Below are 17882 nucleotides of genomic sequence, written 5' to 3' on the forward strand. Positions count from 1 at the left end.
GAGCAATTAAATATCAAATGTTAACTCTAGCTTGGGTGGACGCGCTTGTTGTATCTTGCATTAATTCTCATAACAGTTGGGCTAAATACGGCGGCTCAACTGCTGCTAAAACTGGGTTCTGGTCAAGGATTAATTAATCTATACCTCCTCGGTGGTGTGACCTGCTATGGTCTGAGTACGATTTGCTATGTTTTCATTCTTGGTAAATTTAACGTCTCATTCGCTTATCCATTGTTAATCGGATTAAGCGTAATTGCGACTACGTTTGCGGGAGCCACTTACTTTCATGAAAAAATTCCATTTCTAAGTCTGTTAGGCGTCGGACTCATGCTGAGCGGAATTTGCGCGATCGCGTTCGGTAAGGCCCTCAACTAACTCAATTCTTAATTCCGAATTTACCTGTAAGTGACTATGAAGTGCGTTTCAGAACTCTACAACCGCTATCCTGGCAGCGACATTTATGTAATTGGTACAGGAGCAAGTCTACGTGTTTTTCCGCTCTCGCTACTCGAAAACAAAATTACAATCGGACTTAACCAAACCTGGAAAACGCTTCCCGTTCGCTACAGCATTACAATCCATCCGGATCTCAGTATTCCAGAATTTATCCCTGATCAATCACCTCATCCAGAAATCACCTGGATCACCAAGTATGAAAAAACTAAAAGCTTGGTTACACCCGAACAACTGAAATACGCTGAAGAACACTTCTACTTCTTTGAGATGATTGGGCGTCCCAACACGCAACCGCCGAACAAACCCCCAGACACGGGGCGAGTTCTGGACTGGGTTCGCAAAGCGACAGATGACAAGCTATATCTATGGACTTCGATCGCGCAAGCTGGAGTCAACTTAGCCGCTAACATGGGTGCTAAAAACATCTTTCTCATTGGCTGCGACAACTGCGCTCTACTGGGCAACAATCACGCCCACAAACAACATACCCGTTGGCGCGATGCCTCGGCAGACAGCCGCTATCGCGAATACTATGAAGGACTGGCTGAAATGCGTCCTGTGTTGCGACAGCGCGGCGTCAACTTAGTCAGCCTCACTCCATTCCTGAGTCTAGAAGCCCCTGAGCAAGATTTCGAGCGGCTCTGTGAAGAACTTGACCAGCCCACCCTGATTCAAAGCGCCCCAGATATTTCTCCGAAACTCGACTATACCGGACATTATCTCAATCGCTTTAAGCAGTTTGCACGCAAAGTGATCTCTGTCCGATGAGTACTTCCATGAAAGCTAGACTTAGGCTCGCATTCGATCCCACTTCGCTTGGTTTGTTTCGTGCTGACTTGATTATTTTAGTGTTGCTGTTAGTGTTCACTAGCCTAATCGCGTATGCAAGTGGCCAGCTGGTCGATTCAGTGATACTTCAAGATTACACCGAGGATGTCTGGTTTGGGTCTGATATCGAGCGCGTGTTCTCGAACATGAGTTCTCGCACTGCACCAAATTTCCGCGCGAAAGTGCATCCGTTGTTTTCGTTACTGGCGTTTCCACTTGTAAAAGTCGTACGCGCGATCGCGCGTACGACACCTGCCACTGCCGTCATGATCCTGGTTGCCGGAACGACGGCAGCTTGGGTCGGTTTGCTGTTTGTGACGCTGCGATTAATGGGCTGTCGTCGCTTTGACGCTACTGTATTTAGCGTATTGGCCTTGTCGAGTGCAGCATTGATCTTTTGGACGACCGTTCCAGAGACCTATCTGTTTGGGTCACTGAGTATGCTGGCTGCCCTTTTCCTCGTGGCGCTTTCGCAAACTACAGTGCTACCGATTTGGAGTTACATTTTGATGAGTGCATTCACGCTCAGCATTACGACGACAAATTGGATGGTTGGCATCGCAGCAACAGTAATAAGTCATACCTGGAAGCGAACAATCGCAATTACTGGGATAGCGCTGGCGATCGTGGTGGTGTTGTGGGGCGTTCAGAGCCGAATTTTTCCAGGAACAACTTTTATCACTGACCTTTCGGAAGAGACAAACTACCTGTTGCCAAAAACGTCAGGCGGTTCGATTCGAGTGTTACTCGGATTTATATTTCATCCGATGATTGTTCCTGCGCTTCAAGTCATTCCAAGCAATCGCAATCAGATCGAGTGGCCCCTGCTTAGCGTTCAGCAGTCATTTCCTGGTTCGGGGGGTATCTGGGGCATGATTGCGGTACTGTTGTGGACAGCGCTACTAATTTTTGGTGTGCTAGCGTGTTGGCAAGTTAGAAAAAATCGAAAACTAAGCTTTGTGATTGGCGTTGGATTGCTGGGGCAGCTTGCATTGCATTTAGTGTATGGCGAGGAGACATTTTTGTATGCAATTCATCTCATTCCATTTTTGATTCTGATGTGCGCAATGGCGACGTTAACCCGATGGCGAACGATCGTCTTAGGATTGGCTATTCCTCTAATTGTGTTTGCAGGATTAAATAATGGCAATCAGTTTTTCCTAGCCACTGAATTTCTCAAGCACCGTGGCAGCCTCCGCGAGCAGATTCCAATCCTTCGCTCGAACATGCCAACGATTCAAGTACCGCTTGGCGCGATCGTACTTGGTTCTCCCCTCCATTCTACTGACCCATCATCATGACACCCAGGGAAAATTTTCTGTTCAATGTGCCGTTCACTCAGGTTTGGTTTCGGCTAAAACATGGCGTTCCTCAAAAGCTGAGCGCGTTAAGAAAGCAGGCGTTCCATCGCCTGCAGTGGGCGGTTACGCCTGCACGATATGATTTGGTGTTTGTGATCTGCGAAGGAAATAAAGGCTGGATCTTAGACGCGCTCTGCAAGGAAATCGCGACCTATTTTCCAGGCAAGTGTCACTTTCACTATTCAGAAGCGTTCCTGCCGCCCGCCAAGGCTTATTTCTTCTCGCATTATTCACTGTATCCGTCGGGTCTAGCCCAGAATCCGCAGATTGCCCAGGCAAAATTGCTCGTGTTCTACACCCACAAAAAATCGATTGGCATGAGTGAGTCAGCGCTAATTGCGGCTTTGAATCAGGCGACAACCACGATTTTTGTGAATTCACGATCGTGCAACGAACTACGTGCGGCAGGACTTGAGCCAGCGAAATCGACCTATATTCTCCAAGCGGCTGATCCTGACCTATTTCAACCGCACGAGCGTGTAAACGGAGCAGTCGGATTTTGTACAGCTTACTACGAGCGCAAAGATCCCGATCGGATCTTTGAAATCATCAAAGCTATGCCGCATCGTCAGTTCATCCTGTTGGGTCGAAATTGGCAACAGTACGATCGCTTTGAGGAACTGCGGAACCTAGCCAACTTCAAGTATGTCGAAGCTCCCTATCGCGACTACCCGATGTACTATGCTCAAATGGACGTGTTTGTGTCTCCATCTCGTTTAGAAGGAGGTCCAATTCCCGTAATTGAAGCCATGATGTGCAATATCTTTCCGGTAGTAAGCAATACCGGACACAATCCTGATTTAATCAACTCTGGAGAAAACGGCTTTATTTTCGATACCGATGCGTCGATCGACACGATTTGTGAATTGATCGATCGAGCCTTCACCATGACGACCAATGTTCGCAAAACGGTTGAGCATTTAAGCTGGAAAAATTTTTCGTTGGCAGTTCAAGCGTTGTTGCAACCAACGAAGTGACTCTCAAATCAGTGTGACTTTAAAGCGAGCGTGATTCTTAAATGAGTACTCAAACTTCTTCTCACCCGATTCGGATTTTTATTGGATCAAGCCCAAAAAATTTGATCGAAGAACGGGTTTTTTGCTACAGCCTGTTGAAATCTGCAAGCCAGTCGATGGAGATTTACATCATTGACGGGGTAACCGGATCGGCAAAAAATATTGTCACAGGTGATGTAAAAACGCTGCCAGCAGACATTGCCGGGCGCATTAAAGGCGCAACTGCATTTTCTCTAGCCCGTTGGGCAATTCCAGAATGGTGTAACTATCAAGGTCGCGCAATCTATTGCGATTCTGATCAATTGGTAATGTCAGACGTGGCGGAACTGTGGAATTATGATTTAGTCGATAGTGTTTTTGCTGCTGTTCCTGTTAAACAGGCAAAGTGCTACAAGCATTACATTGAGGATTCGATGAACGGATTCCTAAACACGGAAGAAGTTTTTTATCTTGCCAGCGTTATGTTAATAGACTGCGCCAAAGTTAAATGGAGCATTAACGAGCTTGTTGAACTATTGGATCGCAATGCATTCTCCTTACCGAGTTTGATGTACTTGGGAGAGCATTTCAGAAAACATTTTAATTTATCTGTTACAGCAATACCGAGCGAATGGAATCACCTCGATTACGTCGATCGTGATTCTAAAATCGTTCATTTTACCGATCTCACCAGTCAACCTTGGCGATTCCATCACAATCCGATTAGTGATTTGTGGGAGCAATTTTTCTTAGCGGCACTCGACGAGAACGCAGTGACGCAAGACGAAATCGATACTGCCTATGCAAATGGCTGGATTACAGGCAGAATCAAAGCACTAGCTCACATGCCTAAGATAGTTCGCCGTCCGCTCAATCGGATCTGGAGAAGTTGGAGCGCCGCAATCTTTAACTTGAGTACTGTTCTAAAGCAGCAAAAACGGTGGCTTAGAGCAGGGTGGTTTAAATTAACAAGCTGGACAAGCATTCGCGCTTAATTGATTCTGATGTCCCTTGAACTTCAATCGCTCACATCTCAATCTGCTGCGGCTCTTGATCGCTTTGCTTGGAATGCAATTTGCAATTGGTCGAAACACACTAGTGTTGTCACAATCTATAACGGTATTGATTATGCAGAATTAACGCGGTGTTTTTTGTGGGATAAGGTCGCACGTGCGATCCGTCAACAAACCAATTCAGATCAGTTTGAATTTGATCGCGTCTTACCGCCTACGCCCCTCACCCCGCATCCTAATCGGCTCAAATTTTGGCTGAAGCGATCGCTAAAATTGCTCCAGATGTGGCAAGATGTGCGATCGCTTCAGTCTTCGCAGGTTCTCTACGTTCCTTGCGCTCATCCGACTCTACAGTCTGTGGTGAAAGTGATCGCTCAATCTGAATCCATTACTGTAGTTGCTCCTCAAGGCGCATTTGACTCGGCTCTAAATATTCAAACGATTAGACCGCCACTGCTTTTAGATCTGCCAAATCTAGCTCACGTTGAAGCGCTGCACCAAGGCATCCTTGAAGGACTCGGAGCGCTCGGCGTCGAACTGCTTGAACCTGATGTCATCGTGCTTCGACATCAAATTGCTCAACTCCTGCTCCGAACAGAGCAAATTGAAACCGAGTTATCGATTCTGCGTCCTAATGCAATTCTTGTGTTCGCTGACAATCACTTTCCGGTTCAGAGCTACGTTTTTGTTGCGCGAAAATATGCGATTCCATCCATCATGCTGCAACATGGTCTAGATTGCGAACAGCACTGTTTAGATGAGGCTTACGCAGACGTTATCAGCGTTTGGGGAGATGCCCGTCTCCAACGATATCAGCAAGATTCTACTTGGCAACCGAGCCGCTTGCAGGCAAATGGAAACCCTGAATACGATGGCTTAATGTTTCCCAATCAGCTTGATCGTGGGGGTGAATATTGGCTATGGACAACTCGCCCCCACTGTCCTGAAAAGTGCTACATTCCCTCGCGCACGCCTCAAGAAGGCATTCAAATTTTACAGGCTTTACTGACTGCACTTGAGCAGTCGCCCACCGCGCATTTAGTGATTAAACCGCATCCTTTAGATGACATTGCCTTATACCAGACTTACATCAATGCTCATCCCTTAAGCGATCGCGTCACACTATCAACCGGACTCGTGCGATCGCTGATTCCAAACGCTAGTGTTGTCATCTCCGAAGATTCGACGGTTGGCTTAGAGGCAATGTTCTTTGGCAAAGTCGTGATTCACGCCCATTTTGCTGTGTCTGATCCAGTGCTGCCCTTTGTAAAATACAATGCAGCGCTTCCTGGATTTTCTCCTGAAACACTACAGACATCACTACAGCAAATCGAACAGCTATCAGAAAAACAGCAGCAAGACCTCCTTGAAGGGCAACGACAGTTTTTGCAACAGTATGCGGGCGTCTGTGATGGAAAGGCACAGGAACGGGTGACATCAATGATCCAGACAATTTTAGAACAATGAAAAAAATTGCATTCATTTCGCTTAATGCTACTACTTCGTGGGGGGGGAGTGAAGAACTTTGGGCGCAAACTGCAACCCGGATGGCGTGCTCTGGATACAAGGTTAGTGTCAGCGTCAAGGGGTGGAATCCAAAACCAAAACAGATGCAGGCCGTAGAAGCTGATTGTTCAGTTACCTACCGCTGGTATGATCAAACGTTATTTCAAAAAGTGGCATTTATGGCACACCGAGGGCAAGGATTTTATCGCTGGCTTGATCGCGTTCGTCCTACTCTCGCTGTGATTAATCAATCTTCTAATAATGATGGTCTATTTTGGATGGAAGCGTGTTGGCAGCGCAGCATTCCTTATGTGACGATCTCACACGTTGCGTCGGAGAATTATTGGTATCCTGATGAGCTTAATGCACGCTTAGCACACGCATATCGTCGAGCAAAGAAATGCTATTTTGTTTCTCAAAAGAATCTAGAATTAACCGTTAAGCAAATTGCAGCAGAGATACCCCACGCGCAAATTGTGCGAAATCCATTTAACGTGTCTTACAATGCTGTGTCTACCTGGAAGCAAACGGATGAAGGATTCAAACTGGCCTGTGTGGGACGGCTCAATCCGGTCAGTAAAGGACAGGATATTTTGTTTGAAGTTCTGCGCTCAGACAAATGGAGAAATCGCCCAATCACAGTGACGCTATTTGGAGAAGGGGGTCATGCTGAAACTCTAAAGCGACTGCGCGATTTATGGGGAATTCAGAATGTTGAGTTTGGGCAGTTTACACCTGATGTCGAGTCGATCTGGTCAACGCATCACGCGCTGATTTTGCCATCTCGCTATGAAGGATTACCATTGGTCGTGGTCGAAGCGATGCTGTGTGGGCGCATCTGTATCGTTACTGATGTTGCAGGCAATACTGAATTAGTGGATGACAATGTGAATGGATTTGTTGCAAAAGCACCGACGCCGGAATTTGTGGACGAAGCACTAGAGCGGGCTTGGCAGCAGAGAGACTCTTGGTACGAGATGGGAAAAGCCGCTGCTTGTAAAGTTCGTGAGGTGATTCCGCCTGACCCGATCGCAGTTTTTACTCAAGATCTCGAAACGCTACTTTAAGTAAGACCGTCTTCCCTTTCCGCGTCTTCTCCGTATGATTCCGGATGTTTGTCCGCTTTTTCACTGAGAATTGACATAGATCAAGATTCTTCGCAAATTTACCGAGTTTTCCCTGAACGGCAACTTTACCCTCGAATGGATGAGAGGTAATTGAATCCTACTTTAGCTGTCTGGAGTTGAGCTTTGACGGTCGCTTTTGATCTCAGTTCCTCCCCTATCTTCTTCTGAGACTGTGGCTCGAAGAAGGCTTTGACAGATGACGTGTGCCTGCTTAATTTTGCATACAAAGATTTTCTAACTTAATTTCTTCAACCTGTTCTTTTCTGAAGGCTCCAATCATGCAACTGATTCCAGCAGAGCTTCATTGGTCTCATGTCCGATCGCTGCTGCAACTCGAAGCAGATGCGATCGCAAGAACTGCTCAGCAACTTGACCCCGAAGCGGTAGATTACGCAGTTAATTTACTTCTAACCTGTCGCGGAAAAGTCGTGCTATCCGGTGTTGGGAAGTCAGGGATTGTGGCTCAAAAAATCGCGGCAACCTTGAATAGTATCGGTACAATCGCGGTGTTTTTACATCCTTGCGATGCGCTACACGGAGATTTGGGGATTGTCAATTCTGCCGATGTCGGACTGATTTTAAGCAACAGTGGTGAGACGGATGAGTTGATCCAAATGATGCCGCATCTCAAGCATCGGAACGTGCCAACGATCGCGATTTTAGGAAACTTGAATTCGACCCTGGCTCAACAAGCGACGATCGCGCTCGATGCGTCGGTCGATCGCGAAGCCTGTCCATTAAATCTAGCGCCCACAACAAGTACCACGGTGGCGTTAGCGATCGGGGATGCGCTAGCGATGAGTTTGATGCAGTTGAAGCAAATCACCCCCGAAGAATTCGCCTTCAACCATCCCGCAGGCAGGCTAGGTAAACGCCTGACGCTCACTGTGAAAGATTTGCTGCACCTAGAAAGCCCCACTCTGACTCCCGATGCCTCTTGGCTAGAAGTATTAGGTGCAATCAGCCAAGGGGGACTCGGCGCGGTCAATATTGTCAATGACAAAGGTTATCTGCTGGGGTTGATTACGGATGGCGATTTGCGACGCTGGATTCAAAAGTTAGAATTGGCCGAATTAGCCACATTAACGGCGGCGCAAGTGATGACGCCAAACCCAGTTCTGGTCACTGCTGAAGCACTGGCTTACGATGCCTTGAAGCTCATGGAAGAGCGGTCTTCGCAGATTTCGGTGCTGCCTGTGGTGGATGATGAGCAGCGGTGTTTAGGCTTAATTCGGTTGCATGATATTGTGCGGAGTGGATTGTAATGGTGAAGATTTTGGCGGTGATCCCGGCGCGCTATGGTTCTCAGCGACTGCCAGGAAAAGTGTTGCTTAACATTGGTAATCGACCAATGGTGCAATGGGTCTATGATGCGGCGATTCAATGTCCAGCCTTTGCGAATGTAGTTGTGGCCACTGATAGCGAGGAGGTTGCCACCTGTGTGCGAAGATTTGGCGGTCGGGTAGAAATGACGTCAAGCGCCCATGAAACTGGAACCGATCGTGTTGCAGAAGTGGCACATCGCTATCCAGATATGGATGTGGTTGTGAATGTTCAAGGCGATCAGCCGTTTGTCACGTCAGAGATGTTGATGCGATTGGTGCAGCCTTACATTGAGGGCGAGACGCCAGAGATGACAACGCTGGCTTGCCCACTGAATCAGGAAGCGGGCTATACCGATCCCAACGTGGTGAAAGTGTTATGCGATCGCAATCATCACGCGCTGTATTTTTCTCGGTCTCCGATTCCTTATTTTCGCAATCCGGGAACGGTTCCAGTACATCACCATTTGGGATTGTACGCCTTCCGTCGGGATTTCCTCGCGAACTATGCTCAACTCGCTTCAACCCCATTTGAGCAATGCGAAGCGTTGGAGCAATTGCGAGTGTTAGAGCATGGCTTTAAGATTCGAGTTTGCTACTCAGAAAAAATGGTTTTGGAAGTCAATACGTCTGAAGATCTTGATGCTGCAAAAGCATTAGCAGTTCATTAGTAAAAATGGCAATTCCAATCATTACAATCCACCATGGATATGTTCCATATTTGCTTCACGTCCTAGCACAAGCAAAGGCAACTAATCCAAGATCGGAAATTATTCTATTAGGAGATTCAAGCAACTCGATCATCAGTTTTGTCACTCATCGAAATACGTCAGACTATTTTGAAGAAGCGCAGAAATTTGAGGAGTTTTATCAAGATAAACATAGAAGTCCCAACCCATACAAGTATGAGCTAACTTGCTTTCAAAGATGGTTTATTCTCAAAGAGTTTATGGAGAAAAACCACATTGAAAGAGCAGTTCATATCGATTCGGATTTGATGCTCTATGCGGATATGACCAAAGAATCGACGAAGTTTGAGGACTGCGAATTTACCATTCAAAACCAAGGCTGTGGTCATAATTCGTTTATCCGCCTTAGCGGAATTCGTAAGTTCTGCAAGCTAATCATGGATACCTACTCTGATCCAGATCTGTTTGCAATTATTGAACAGCAGCAGAAAGAGCGCGAAGAGCAGCGAAAAGGTCATTCGGTGATGCAAATAGGCGGTATTTCTGATATGAGCTTGCTGCGACGGTTCTATCAAATTAATGGCGATAACATTTGCTCAACATCTCAAATTCTGGACGACTCGGTTTTTGATCTCAAAATTGATTCTGCAAGCGGTGGTTTTGAAATGCAGAATAGCTTAAAGAAGATTCAGTGGATGAATCAGCAGCCGTTCTGCAAAAATCTTGAATTAAATCGATTGATCAAGTTTAATTCTCTCCATTTTCAAGGCGATTCAAAACGGCATATTCATCGCTATTTCACGGGCAACCCGCTTCAGATTATCTACCACAAGATTAAGATTAGACTGTTGTGGAAACTAAACCTCATCAAACTATGACTTCTATCCAAGTTACACAAACTTTGCACATTGGCGATGGTCACCCTCTAGCCTTGATCGGCGGGCCTTGCGTGATCGAGTCGGAAGACTTCACGCTGAAGATGGCAGACCAAATTCGTCAAGTTTGCGATCGCTTGTCCATTCCATTCATTTTCAAATCCTCGTTTGACAAAGCCAATCGCACCTCGATTAACTCCTTTCGCGGACAGCCGATCGACGATGGCTTAGAGATTCTTCAGAAAGTAAAAGACAAGATTGGTGTTCCCGTTCTCACTGACATTCACGAAAGTTCTCAAGCTGCGATCGCAGCGGAAGTCGTAGATATCCTACAAATTCCCGCATTTCTCTGTCGGCAAACCGATTTACTAATGGCGGCGGCGGAAACGGGGCGCACCGTAAATGTCAAGAAGGGACAATTTCTAGCGCCTTGGGACATGAAAAATGTGGTTCGCAAACTCGAAACAAGTGGCGCTAGAAACATTCTGTTGACCGAGCGGGGCACGAGTTTTGGGTATAACGCGCTGGTGGTGGACTTCCGATCGCTGCCGCAAATGCGTGAGTTTGGCTATCCGATCGTGTTTGATGCCACGCACAGTGTTCAAATGCCAGGAGGCCAAGGCGACAAATCGGGTGGACAGCGGCACTTTGTTCCGTACTTGGCGAAAGCAGCGGCAGCTGTCGGAATCGATGCCTTGTTTATGGAGGTTCACGAAGACCCTGACAATGCCCCAAGCGATGGACCCAACATGATCCCGTTGGCGCAGCTAGAAGCCGTATTAAAGCCAATTCTACGAGTCCGAGATAGTTTGGCGGGTTCTGACTAATGGCAGCACTTTCTCAGGCAGAATTTGAAGCACGATTAGCCGAGGTTCGGTTACTCGCGCTTGATGTGGATGGCGTTCTCACCGATGGGGGGCTGTACTACACCGAAACGGGCGAGGAACTGAAAAAATTCAACGTCAAAGATGGCTTGGGCATTCAGCGTGTGATGAACTGCGGGGTTGAAGTGGCGATTTTTTCGGCTGGGTCGTCTCCAGCCACTCTGCATCGTGCGAAGCGGCTAGGAATTAATCACGTTTATATTCGTGTTCCAGATAAGTTGGTTGCGCTGAATCAACTGTGCGAAACGTTAAATGTGTCTCCTGATCAGGTTGCCTATATGGGAGACGACCTCGTTGATATTCCAGCAATGAATAGCGTTGGCGTTCCGATTGCCGTTGCTGATGCAATGCCCGAAAATCAAGCCGTTGCAGTCTATGTAACTCAGAAATCTGGCGGTCAAGGGGCTGTCCGAGAAATCTGTGATCTAATTGCCAAGCACTATCCGTTGTCCTCTACCACTCATCTCTATGCGGGTTCTCCATATCAATCAATCTGATACGTCTGGAGGTGCTGCGATCGCAGGCTATCGTCTGCATCAAGGATTATTAGGTCGCGGGATTGATTCTCGATTACTTGTAGGTCGTGCGGTAAGTACGAGCGATCAAGTGGCTAAAGTTTATCCTGCGTCTTCTTCGGAAATGAGGCTGAAGCGGCTGACGCAGCGCTTTGGCTTGAATCATGTTCATCTTCTTTCAACTTCCAAGTTGGCTCAACACCCGTTCTATGAGCAAGCTGATATTCTCAACTTGCACAACTTACACACAGGCTACTTCAACTATTTAGCGATCGCGGCGCTAACCGCAACCAAACCAGCAGTATTTACGCTTCATGATATGTGGAGCTTTACCGGACACTGCGCCTATAGTTACGACTGCGATCGCTGGAAAATAGGCTGTGGTCACTGTCCTTATCCTGATACGTATCCTGCCATTCGACGAGATAGCACCTCCTGGGAATGGAAGCTCAAAGAACGAACTTATAAGCACTCGAATCTAACTATTGTTGCACCCAGTCAGTGGTTAGCTGAGCAAGCTCAATCGAGCATGCTGAATCGATTTCCAATTCACTGCATTCCTTACGGGATTGATGTTGATGTCTACCAGCCTGTTGAGCAGGATCTCTGTCGCGCCGTGCTGGAGATTCCGCGAGACAAGAAGGTGATTCTATTTGGCGCTCAAAGTCTTCAGGAAACGCGCAAAGGCGGAGACATTTTGTTAAACGCCTTGCGAGATTTGCCAGAATCGCTAAAAGCAGAAACGCTACTGCTCACCTTTGGAGAAACTAACACTGAACTTGCAACCGCGATCAGGATTCCTACGTTAAGCCTAGGCTACATTAGCAGCGATCGCCTCAAAGCGATCGCATATTCGGCGGCTGACGTATTTGTGTTTCCGACCCGCGCTGATAATCTACCGCTTGTGCTGCAAGAGAGTATGGCCTGTGGAACCCCAATGATTTCCTTCAAGATTGGAGGAGTTCCCGATTTGGTGCGACCTGGAGTGACCGGATATTTAGCCGAGCCAGAAGACGCTGCCGACCTCAGCAGCGGCATTGTGAAACTGTTAGACGATGACGTGCTTCGAGAGCAACTGGGAAAAAATTGCCGTGCGATCGCGCTGGAGGAATATCCTCTGCACCTCCAAGCCAGTCGTTATGCCGATTTGTATGATCAAATCTTGCAGAACTAGTTCATTCCGATCCGAGCTTGTATGAACTGAAATCTTGCCCAATTACAATTCTGAACCAAGCCTTCAAGGCCGTAGTTACTTTAAGACACCAATTCTAAATGGACGCTGAACCGTTGTCTCATGCGATCGCACTTAGCATTATTACTCCGGTTTATAACGGAGAGAAATTTATTGAATCTTGCCTTCAAAATGTGATTGAGCAACACTGTTTAGAAGCAGAACATCTCATTATTGATGGCAAGTCTAGTGATAGAACAATTGAGATTGTTCAACAGTATGCTGAACGTTACCCTCACATTCGCTGGATCTCAGAAAAAGATCAGGGGCAATCTGATGCGATGAATAAGGGAATATCAAACGCAAAGGGAGAAATTGTAAGTTTCCTCAATGTTGATGATTACTATGAACCAAATGTTCTCAATCGTGTTGTAGATATCTTTCGATTGCTACCAAAACCTAGCTTTGTTGCAGGAAATTGTAATATTTGGAATGATGCGGGCGAGTTAAAGAAATTTAATCGCCCAGCGAAGCTTAAACTAGCAGATTTATTACTTGGGGGCGACGTGAATCCTCCTCCTATCAATCCGTCTGCTTACTTCTATCACAAGTGTTTACATCAAGAAATTGGCCTCTACAAATTAGATGAACACTATGCGATGGATATTGATTTCATTTTTAGAGCCGTCCAAGTTGCCCACACAAAGCATGTTGATCAAACTTGGGGAAACTATCGTGAAATTGAGGGAACCAAGACGGTTATGGATTGGCGAACAGGTGAAGGCTCTCGTCGAGCAGAAGTGCTGCTGAGAACTTACCGAAATCAGCTTCCTCTCCTTTCGCAACTTCAAATTGCTATGCTCTACTTCTTTCTCAACACACCCATAAAGTTGACCAAGTGGGCAAAGCGGAGTGCTGGTCGAGTATGGCGCGTTTTACCCAAGTTCTCGCAAGCCTAGCGCTAGTTCATGATTTGAGGCAGCACAGGATGCAAATCGGCTACTTACACATCGGCTCTGCTGAGCATGGCATTGCTCGCTATGGACGTCTATTGGCAACCGAAGCACGGCGGAGATCATCTCTTTCTATGATCGAAGCAGAGGTCGTTTTGACGGAACGAAAGGGCAATCCTTCGGAGCTTCGCCAAGCGAATCACGCCTCCCTAATTCGCGCTGCTCAAACGCTCAGGTCAGCCGAGATTGTTCACCTCCAATACAATCGCTTAATTTGGGGCGATGGCTGGTCTCAGTTAGGCTATCTCGATACCTTCATGCGGCACTGCACTTGCCCCTTAGTCGTCACGTTGCACGATATTTTTTATCCACCATCGAGCGCGGCCCTCGCTCAACAATATTTTTCTAAAGCGTCTGGTTCGATTACATTGCGAGACTTAGTAAAAGCAGCTTTAAGAGATCGACTGTCGCCCCATACTTTAGCACTGCAAAAAGTGATGGCGCGATCGCGCCTTGCCTTTGTTTGTACTCAAGAAGAAGCTCGTCGACTGAGCGATCGCGTCTCGATGCAAACAGTTCGGGTGATTCCGCATTTTGTGGAAACAAGAGCAATTCAAATTAGTCGGGCGGAGGCGCGTCAAGCGTTAGGGTTAGCAGACGATGCAGTAATCACATTGCTAGGATTTATTTACAGTGGGAAAGGGCACCAACTGTTAGTCCAGGCGTTGGCGCAGTTGCCGCCTACCGTTAAAGTTGTCTTTGCTGGAGGCGTCAGTTCAGGCCATGAAGCGTTTTATCAGGATTTAATGGCACTGGCGGAGAAGGAGGGAGTGCGCGATCGCATTCGGGTCACAGGTTATCTATCGGAGTCGGAGTTGGAACAGTATTTAGTCGCGACCGATTTGGCGGTCTGCCCATTCCAGCAAACTTCTGCTTCTGGTTCACTCTCAACCTGGATTTCGGCGGCACGTCCGATTCTCGCCTCTAACATTCCTCAAGTCGCAGAATACAACGAGCTAAAGCCTGGTGCAATTAAAACCTTTGATTCCTACACAGTTGAGGCGTTAACAACAGCGATTCAAAATTTGATTCCTCTACGCAGCGAATTTAATGATTCTAAAGTGTTATTTCTAAGTCAGAATCTCTCTCTGCCGTCCGTGTTCGATCAACATCTTCAGAGTTACAACTCAGTGTTAGAAAAATCTCTTCAAACGGCTTGATATTCGTAGAGAATCTGTTAGCGATCGCGATCTGTATTATGAAACTTAACTCCAGCAAATCCGACATTTGTAGCAAGTACTTTTACCTGAGTTCAAGTGATATGCAGTTTATGCCAGAGAACTTAGAAGAGCGAAAATTGAAGCTGAATTGAACTCTAAATGAATATCCTAGTTGACACCTTTTTTACAACTGATCCCAACGGACATGGCGGTGATCATCGCACAGCACAAATTGCTGAACTGATTAAGAAGGCGAGTATTAATAGTTCTCCCTTCGATCGAACCCTGCTCACCACCCGCTTTAGCCGCTACTTAGCAGGCGTCAGCGCTATTCTCAATCCCACCACACTTCAATTCATTACAAAACATCGGTTAAAAGTGGGTTACTCCACGGTTGCATTAGCGTTTTGCGGTTTTCAACGGCAGCTTTATCAATCCAAATTGCGACAGCATAACGGAATCAAACTCCTGCTGTGGGAAGCTACAAAAAATTATGTAGCCCCTTATGTTGCGGCAGATAACGGGTTTAAAGTGATTGCCTTGCCTCACAACCTAGAATCTCTTGTGCTAGATCAAGGAGCCTTTTTCGCGGGGTTTGAAACAGAGGTTCGTGCTCTTGTAAAAGCAGATACAGTCTTCTGCATTTCTCGCGAAGAAGAATGGTTATTAAGAATCAAAGGAGCCAACGCCTATTTTTTACCGTATTATCCGCCAGAAGCTGTTCTGCAACGCTTATTGAAAGTCCGTGAAGCAAGAGCAACTTCTACAAAACGCGGGTTCCTGATTCTTGGCAACGCCAACAACCCACCGACTCGAAACGGTATGATTGAGCAATTAGAACGGTTGCGAGAAGTTGAAAAAACGTTAGATTTTTATGTAGATATTGCAGGCTACGGAACCGAGCGACTAGCGGAGTATTGCGACGGCAAAACCTATACAATCCACGGTGCCATTACCAATGAAAAGCTTGATGAGTTATTAATTGGTACTCAAGCTGCGTTGATACACCAGAAACCAACTTCTGGTGCGCTCACTCGAATTCCTGAACTACTGATCAGTGGAGTTCCGGTGGTTGCAAATACCAATGCTTGTAGAAGTACTTCTGAGTATTCAGGAGTTTACCGCTATGAAAGTTGGATTGAGCTTGCAGATTGGATGAGCCAATCATTACCAATGCCAAAAATGTTAAATCACCCTGTTGCAGCAGAGAAACGATTTGTGGAATGCATTCGGCAATTTCTGTAGAAGCGTTCTACAGGTCTGTCCTCAACTTGCTTTGTTCTCTAACGACTACTCTTAAACCCAAAAGCTTTGCCGGAACCGATGACCACGTTAAATTCGCACTCTACAAAGCCCAATTTGCTCAATGAGGCTCCAAGAAGTGAGAATCTCCGTACTACTCTACTTGTATTCGATCTTCTCTCTCAAGGGCACCACGCCGCCTACATTCGCCATCTTGTAGAGTATTGGTGCAGCACTCAATGCCCAGATTCACTAACCTGTGTTGTCACTCCTGAGTTTCTAGAATTCCATCCTGATCTGATCAATTTTGCATCTGAACATGGTCAACCCAACGTCCAGTTCTTTCCAATTTCTGAAGAAGACTTTATCCACCTAAAAGCTCAAGTATCGTTCACGGCCAAAGTTTTTACTGAATGGAACTTGTTTTGTAGATATGCTGGTGAGCTAAATGCAAGCCAAGCATTGCTAATGTATTTTGATCATCTACAACTGCCAATCTTGTTTGGAAGAAAGGCTCCTTGTCCTGTTTCCGGCATTTACTTCAGACCCACATTTCATTACACCACGTTCTTTGGTTATCGTTCAACCTGGAAAGATTTAATCCGTCGCTGGCGGCAGAAAGTGCTATTAGCGTTAGTGTTACAAAGATCTAACCTAAAGTGTTTATTTAGCCTTGATCCCTTTGCAGTTTCTCATATTGCTAAATTCACTTCCAAAACGCAGGTCCTTTGTTTACCCGATCCAATCACTCCAGAGAAGATAAATTCAGGACAGGCCATTAAACTTAAGGAGACGCTGAAGATTGACAACGCTCGGCAAATCTTTCTCATGTTTGGTATGTTGTCGGGCCGAAAAGGAATTTTCCAAGTTCTAGACGCAATTCAACAGTTAGATCCGGATTCGTGCCAAAAAATTTGTTTATTGTTAGTAGGTTCGATCCAGCCATCCCAAAAGTCCAAAATTCAGTCACTCATCCTAGAAGTCTCACAGTCACGACCTATTCAAATTGTTGTTCAGGATGACTTTGTTCCAGAGTCTGATGTTGCGCTTTACTATCACATTGCTGATGTTGTTCTCGCAACCTATCAACGGCACGTGGGCATGAGTGGCATTCTTTTAGCGGCAGCAGCGGCGCAAAAGCCTGTTATCTCTTCAGATTTTGGGTTAATGGGTGAACTCGTAAAACGCTATTGTCTCGGACTCGCGATCGATTCTACGAATCCGAGTGCGATCGCGCAAGCCATTCTAGAGGCGCTTGATGGAGTAAATGAAAGCTGCGATCGTCAGAAGATGGAGCAATTTGTAAATCAAAACTTAGCTGAAAATTTTGTTAAAACCCTTGTTAAAACCCTGACTGGCCAATTGCCGAACCAAGCTCATATCTGAGGCGGCGTTATCGTTCCCTATGGCTCACTAGCAAGTTATGAAACAAAAATCAAAATGGGCGGCCATACTACTGGGTGTATATGCGCATGGCTTGACCCTTTATTTTACTCTTACAAGTCTGATTGGAGTTAGCTCCAGCATCTTGACAGGTATTTTTCAAGTTGCTCTTATTTCTATTCCTCTTATACTTATAATCACCGATAAACAATCAAAACGAAAACTATTCCGGATTGGAATTGTTGATGCGCTATATATCGCTTTTGTAGCGATGTTTGTTTACGACTTGATCTTTCCTTCTCCAACTGCGATATTTCCAGCAAACTTAGCGATTTACTTTTG

At 46.2% G+C, this 17882-nt stretch carries 17 protein-coding genes; all 17 read left to right on the forward strand.

Annotated features, from left to right (window positions below):
* Positions 1 to 45 precede the first annotated feature (45 nt).
* The 17 genes from AC5JLB_RS15230 (at position 46) to AC5JLB_RS15310 (ending at position 17543) form a co-directional block, all read left to right on the forward strand.
* Positions 46 to 375, forward strand: coding sequence for a DMT family transporter (locus AC5JLB_RS15230; protein WP_495874675.1), 330 nt, complete (start codon positions 46 to 48; stop codon positions 373 to 375).
* A gap of 36 nt (positions 376 to 411) precedes the next feature.
* Positions 412 to 1224: a motility associated factor glycosyltransferase family protein gene (locus tag AC5JLB_RS15235; protein ID WP_495874676.1), complete on the forward strand. Its 813-nt coding sequence runs from the start codon at positions 412 to 414 to the stop codon at positions 1222 to 1224.
* Positions 1225 to 1232: 8 nt separating this feature from the next.
* Complete coding sequence (locus tag AC5JLB_RS15240) at positions 1233 to 2585, forward strand: DUF6080 domain-containing protein (protein ID WP_495874677.1); 1353 nt, start codon at positions 1233 to 1235, stop codon at positions 2583 to 2585.
* Positions 2582 to 3622 carry a glycosyltransferase family 4 protein gene (locus tag AC5JLB_RS15245; RefSeq protein WP_495874678.1) on the forward strand — a complete coding sequence of 347 codons (1041 nt, stop codon included), beginning with the start codon at positions 2582 to 2584 and terminating at the stop codon, positions 3620 to 3622. Before AC5JLB_RS15240 ends, AC5JLB_RS15245 begins: the two co-directional genes overlap by 4 nt.
* A gap of 41 nt (positions 3623 to 3663) precedes the next feature.
* Entirely contained in the window at positions 3664 to 4635 is a 972-nt protein-coding gene (locus AC5JLB_RS15250; RefSeq protein ID WP_495874679.1) for a glycosyltransferase, read from the forward strand.
* 9 nt (positions 4636 to 4644) lie between these two features.
* A complete protein-coding gene (locus AC5JLB_RS15255) occupies positions 4645 to 6120 on the forward strand; it encodes a capsular polysaccharide export protein, LipB/KpsS family (RefSeq protein ID WP_495874680.1) in 1476 nt (491 codons plus the stop codon).
* Positions 6117 to 7226: a glycosyltransferase family 4 protein gene (locus tag AC5JLB_RS15260; RefSeq protein WP_495874681.1), complete on the forward strand. Its 1110-nt coding sequence runs from the start codon at positions 6117 to 6119 to the stop codon at positions 7224 to 7226. Before AC5JLB_RS15255 ends, AC5JLB_RS15260 begins: the two co-directional genes overlap by 4 nt.
* Positions 7227 to 7564: 338 nt before the next feature.
* Positions 7565 to 8551 (forward strand): KpsF/GutQ family sugar-phosphate isomerase, encoded by a 987-nt coding sequence (locus AC5JLB_RS15265; protein ID WP_495874682.1) that lies wholly within the window; start codon positions 7565 to 7567, stop codon positions 8549 to 8551.
* Entirely contained in the window at positions 8551 to 9279 is a 729-nt protein-coding gene (gene kdsB / locus AC5JLB_RS15270; protein WP_495874683.1) for a 3-deoxy-manno-octulosonate cytidylyltransferase, read from the forward strand. Before AC5JLB_RS15265 ends, kdsB begins: the two co-directional genes overlap by 1 nt.
* Positions 9280 to 9284: 5 nt before the next feature.
* Positions 9285 to 10175 (forward strand): hypothetical protein, encoded by an 891-nt coding sequence (locus AC5JLB_RS15275; protein ID WP_495874684.1) that lies wholly within the window; start codon positions 9285 to 9287, stop codon positions 10173 to 10175.
* Positions 10172 to 10999: a 3-deoxy-8-phosphooctulonate synthase gene (gene kdsA / locus AC5JLB_RS15280; RefSeq protein ID WP_495874685.1), complete on the forward strand. Its 828-nt coding sequence runs from the start codon at positions 10172 to 10174 to the stop codon at positions 10997 to 10999. The genes AC5JLB_RS15275 and kdsA overlap by 4 nt, the downstream gene beginning before the upstream one ends.
* On the forward strand, positions 10999 to 11553 hold the full coding sequence (locus tag AC5JLB_RS15285; RefSeq protein ID WP_495874686.1) for a KdsC family phosphatase: 555 nt from the start codon (positions 10999 to 11001) through the stop codon (positions 11551 to 11553). Before kdsA ends, AC5JLB_RS15285 begins: the two co-directional genes overlap by 1 nt.
* Positions 11525 to 12745: a glycosyltransferase family 4 protein gene (locus AC5JLB_RS15290; protein WP_495874687.1), complete on the forward strand. Its 1221-nt coding sequence runs from the start codon at positions 11525 to 11527 to the stop codon at positions 12743 to 12745. Before AC5JLB_RS15285 ends, AC5JLB_RS15290 begins: the two co-directional genes overlap by 29 nt.
* Before the next feature lie 98 nt (positions 12746 to 12843).
* Positions 12844 to 13701 carry a glycosyltransferase family 2 protein gene (locus tag AC5JLB_RS15295; RefSeq protein WP_495874688.1) on the forward strand — a complete coding sequence of 286 codons (858 nt, stop codon included), beginning with the start codon at positions 12844 to 12846 and terminating at the stop codon, positions 13699 to 13701.
* A 29-nt stretch (positions 13702 to 13730) separates the two neighbouring features.
* A complete protein-coding gene (locus AC5JLB_RS15300) occupies positions 13731 to 14915 on the forward strand; it encodes a glycosyltransferase (RefSeq protein ID WP_495874689.1) in 1185 nt (394 codons plus the stop codon).
* 159 nt (positions 14916 to 15074) lie between these two features.
* Positions 15075 to 16160, forward strand: coding sequence for a glycosyltransferase family protein (locus AC5JLB_RS15305; protein ID WP_495874690.1), 1086 nt, complete (start codon positions 15075 to 15077; stop codon positions 16158 to 16160).
* Between the two features lie 78 nt (positions 16161 to 16238).
* Entirely contained in the window at positions 16239 to 17543 is a 1305-nt protein-coding gene (locus AC5JLB_RS15310) for a glycosyltransferase family 4 protein (RefSeq protein ID WP_495874691.1), read from the forward strand.
* Positions 17544 to 17882 lie beyond the last annotated feature (339 nt).

The organism is Myxacorys chilensis (genome assembly GCF_059505265.1).

Bases quoted from the DNA above. Each gene is read 5' to 3' on its own strand.
- kdsB (WP_495874683.1), top strand. From the start codon at position 8,551: ATGGTGAAGATTTTGGCGGTGATCCCGGCGCGCTATGGTTCTCAGCGA.
- AC5JLB_RS15240 (WP_495874677.1), top strand. From the start codon at position 1,233: ATGAAAGCTAGACTTAGGCTCGCATTCGATCCCACTTCGCTTGGTTTG.
- AC5JLB_RS15290 (WP_495874687.1), top strand. From the start codon at position 11,525: ATGCGGGTTCTCCATATCAATCAATCTGATACGTCTGGAGGTGCTGCG.
- AC5JLB_RS15300 (WP_495874689.1), top strand. From the start codon at position 13,731: ATGCAAATCGGCTACTTACACATCGGCTCTGCTGAGCATGGCATTGCT.
- AC5JLB_RS15265 (WP_495874682.1), top strand. From the start codon at position 7,565: ATGCAACTGATTCCAGCAGAGCTTCATTGGTCTCATGTCCGATCGCTG.
- AC5JLB_RS15250 (WP_495874679.1), top strand. From the start codon at position 3,664: ATGAGTACTCAAACTTCTTCTCACCCGATTCGGATTTTTATTGGATCA.
- AC5JLB_RS15310 (WP_495874691.1), top strand. From the start codon at position 16,239: ATGACCACGTTAAATTCGCACTCTACAAAGCCCAATTTGCTCAATGAG.
- kdsA (WP_495874685.1), top strand. From the start codon at position 10,172: ATGACTTCTATCCAAGTTACACAAACTTTGCACATTGGCGATGGTCAC.
- AC5JLB_RS15245 (WP_495874678.1), top strand. From the start codon at position 2,582: ATGACACCCAGGGAAAATTTTCTGTTCAATGTGCCGTTCACTCAGGTT.
- AC5JLB_RS15295 (WP_495874688.1), top strand. From the start codon at position 12,844: ATGGACGCTGAACCGTTGTCTCATGCGATCGCACTTAGCATTATTACT.
- AC5JLB_RS15235 (WP_495874676.1), top strand. From the start codon at position 412: ATGAAGTGCGTTTCAGAACTCTACAACCGCTATCCTGGCAGCGACATT.
- AC5JLB_RS15275 (WP_495874684.1), top strand. From the start codon at position 9,285: ATGGCAATTCCAATCATTACAATCCACCATGGATATGTTCCATATTTG.
- AC5JLB_RS15255 (WP_495874680.1), top strand. From the start codon at position 4,645: ATGTCCCTTGAACTTCAATCGCTCACATCTCAATCTGCTGCGGCTCTT.
- AC5JLB_RS15260 (WP_495874681.1), top strand. From the start codon at position 6,117: ATGAAAAAAATTGCATTCATTTCGCTTAATGCTACTACTTCGTGGGGG.
- AC5JLB_RS15305 (WP_495874690.1), top strand. From the start codon at position 15,075: ATGAATATCCTAGTTGACACCTTTTTTACAACTGATCCCAACGGACAT.
- AC5JLB_RS15285 (WP_495874686.1), top strand. From the start codon at position 10,999: ATGGCAGCACTTTCTCAGGCAGAATTTGAAGCACGATTAGCCGAGGTT.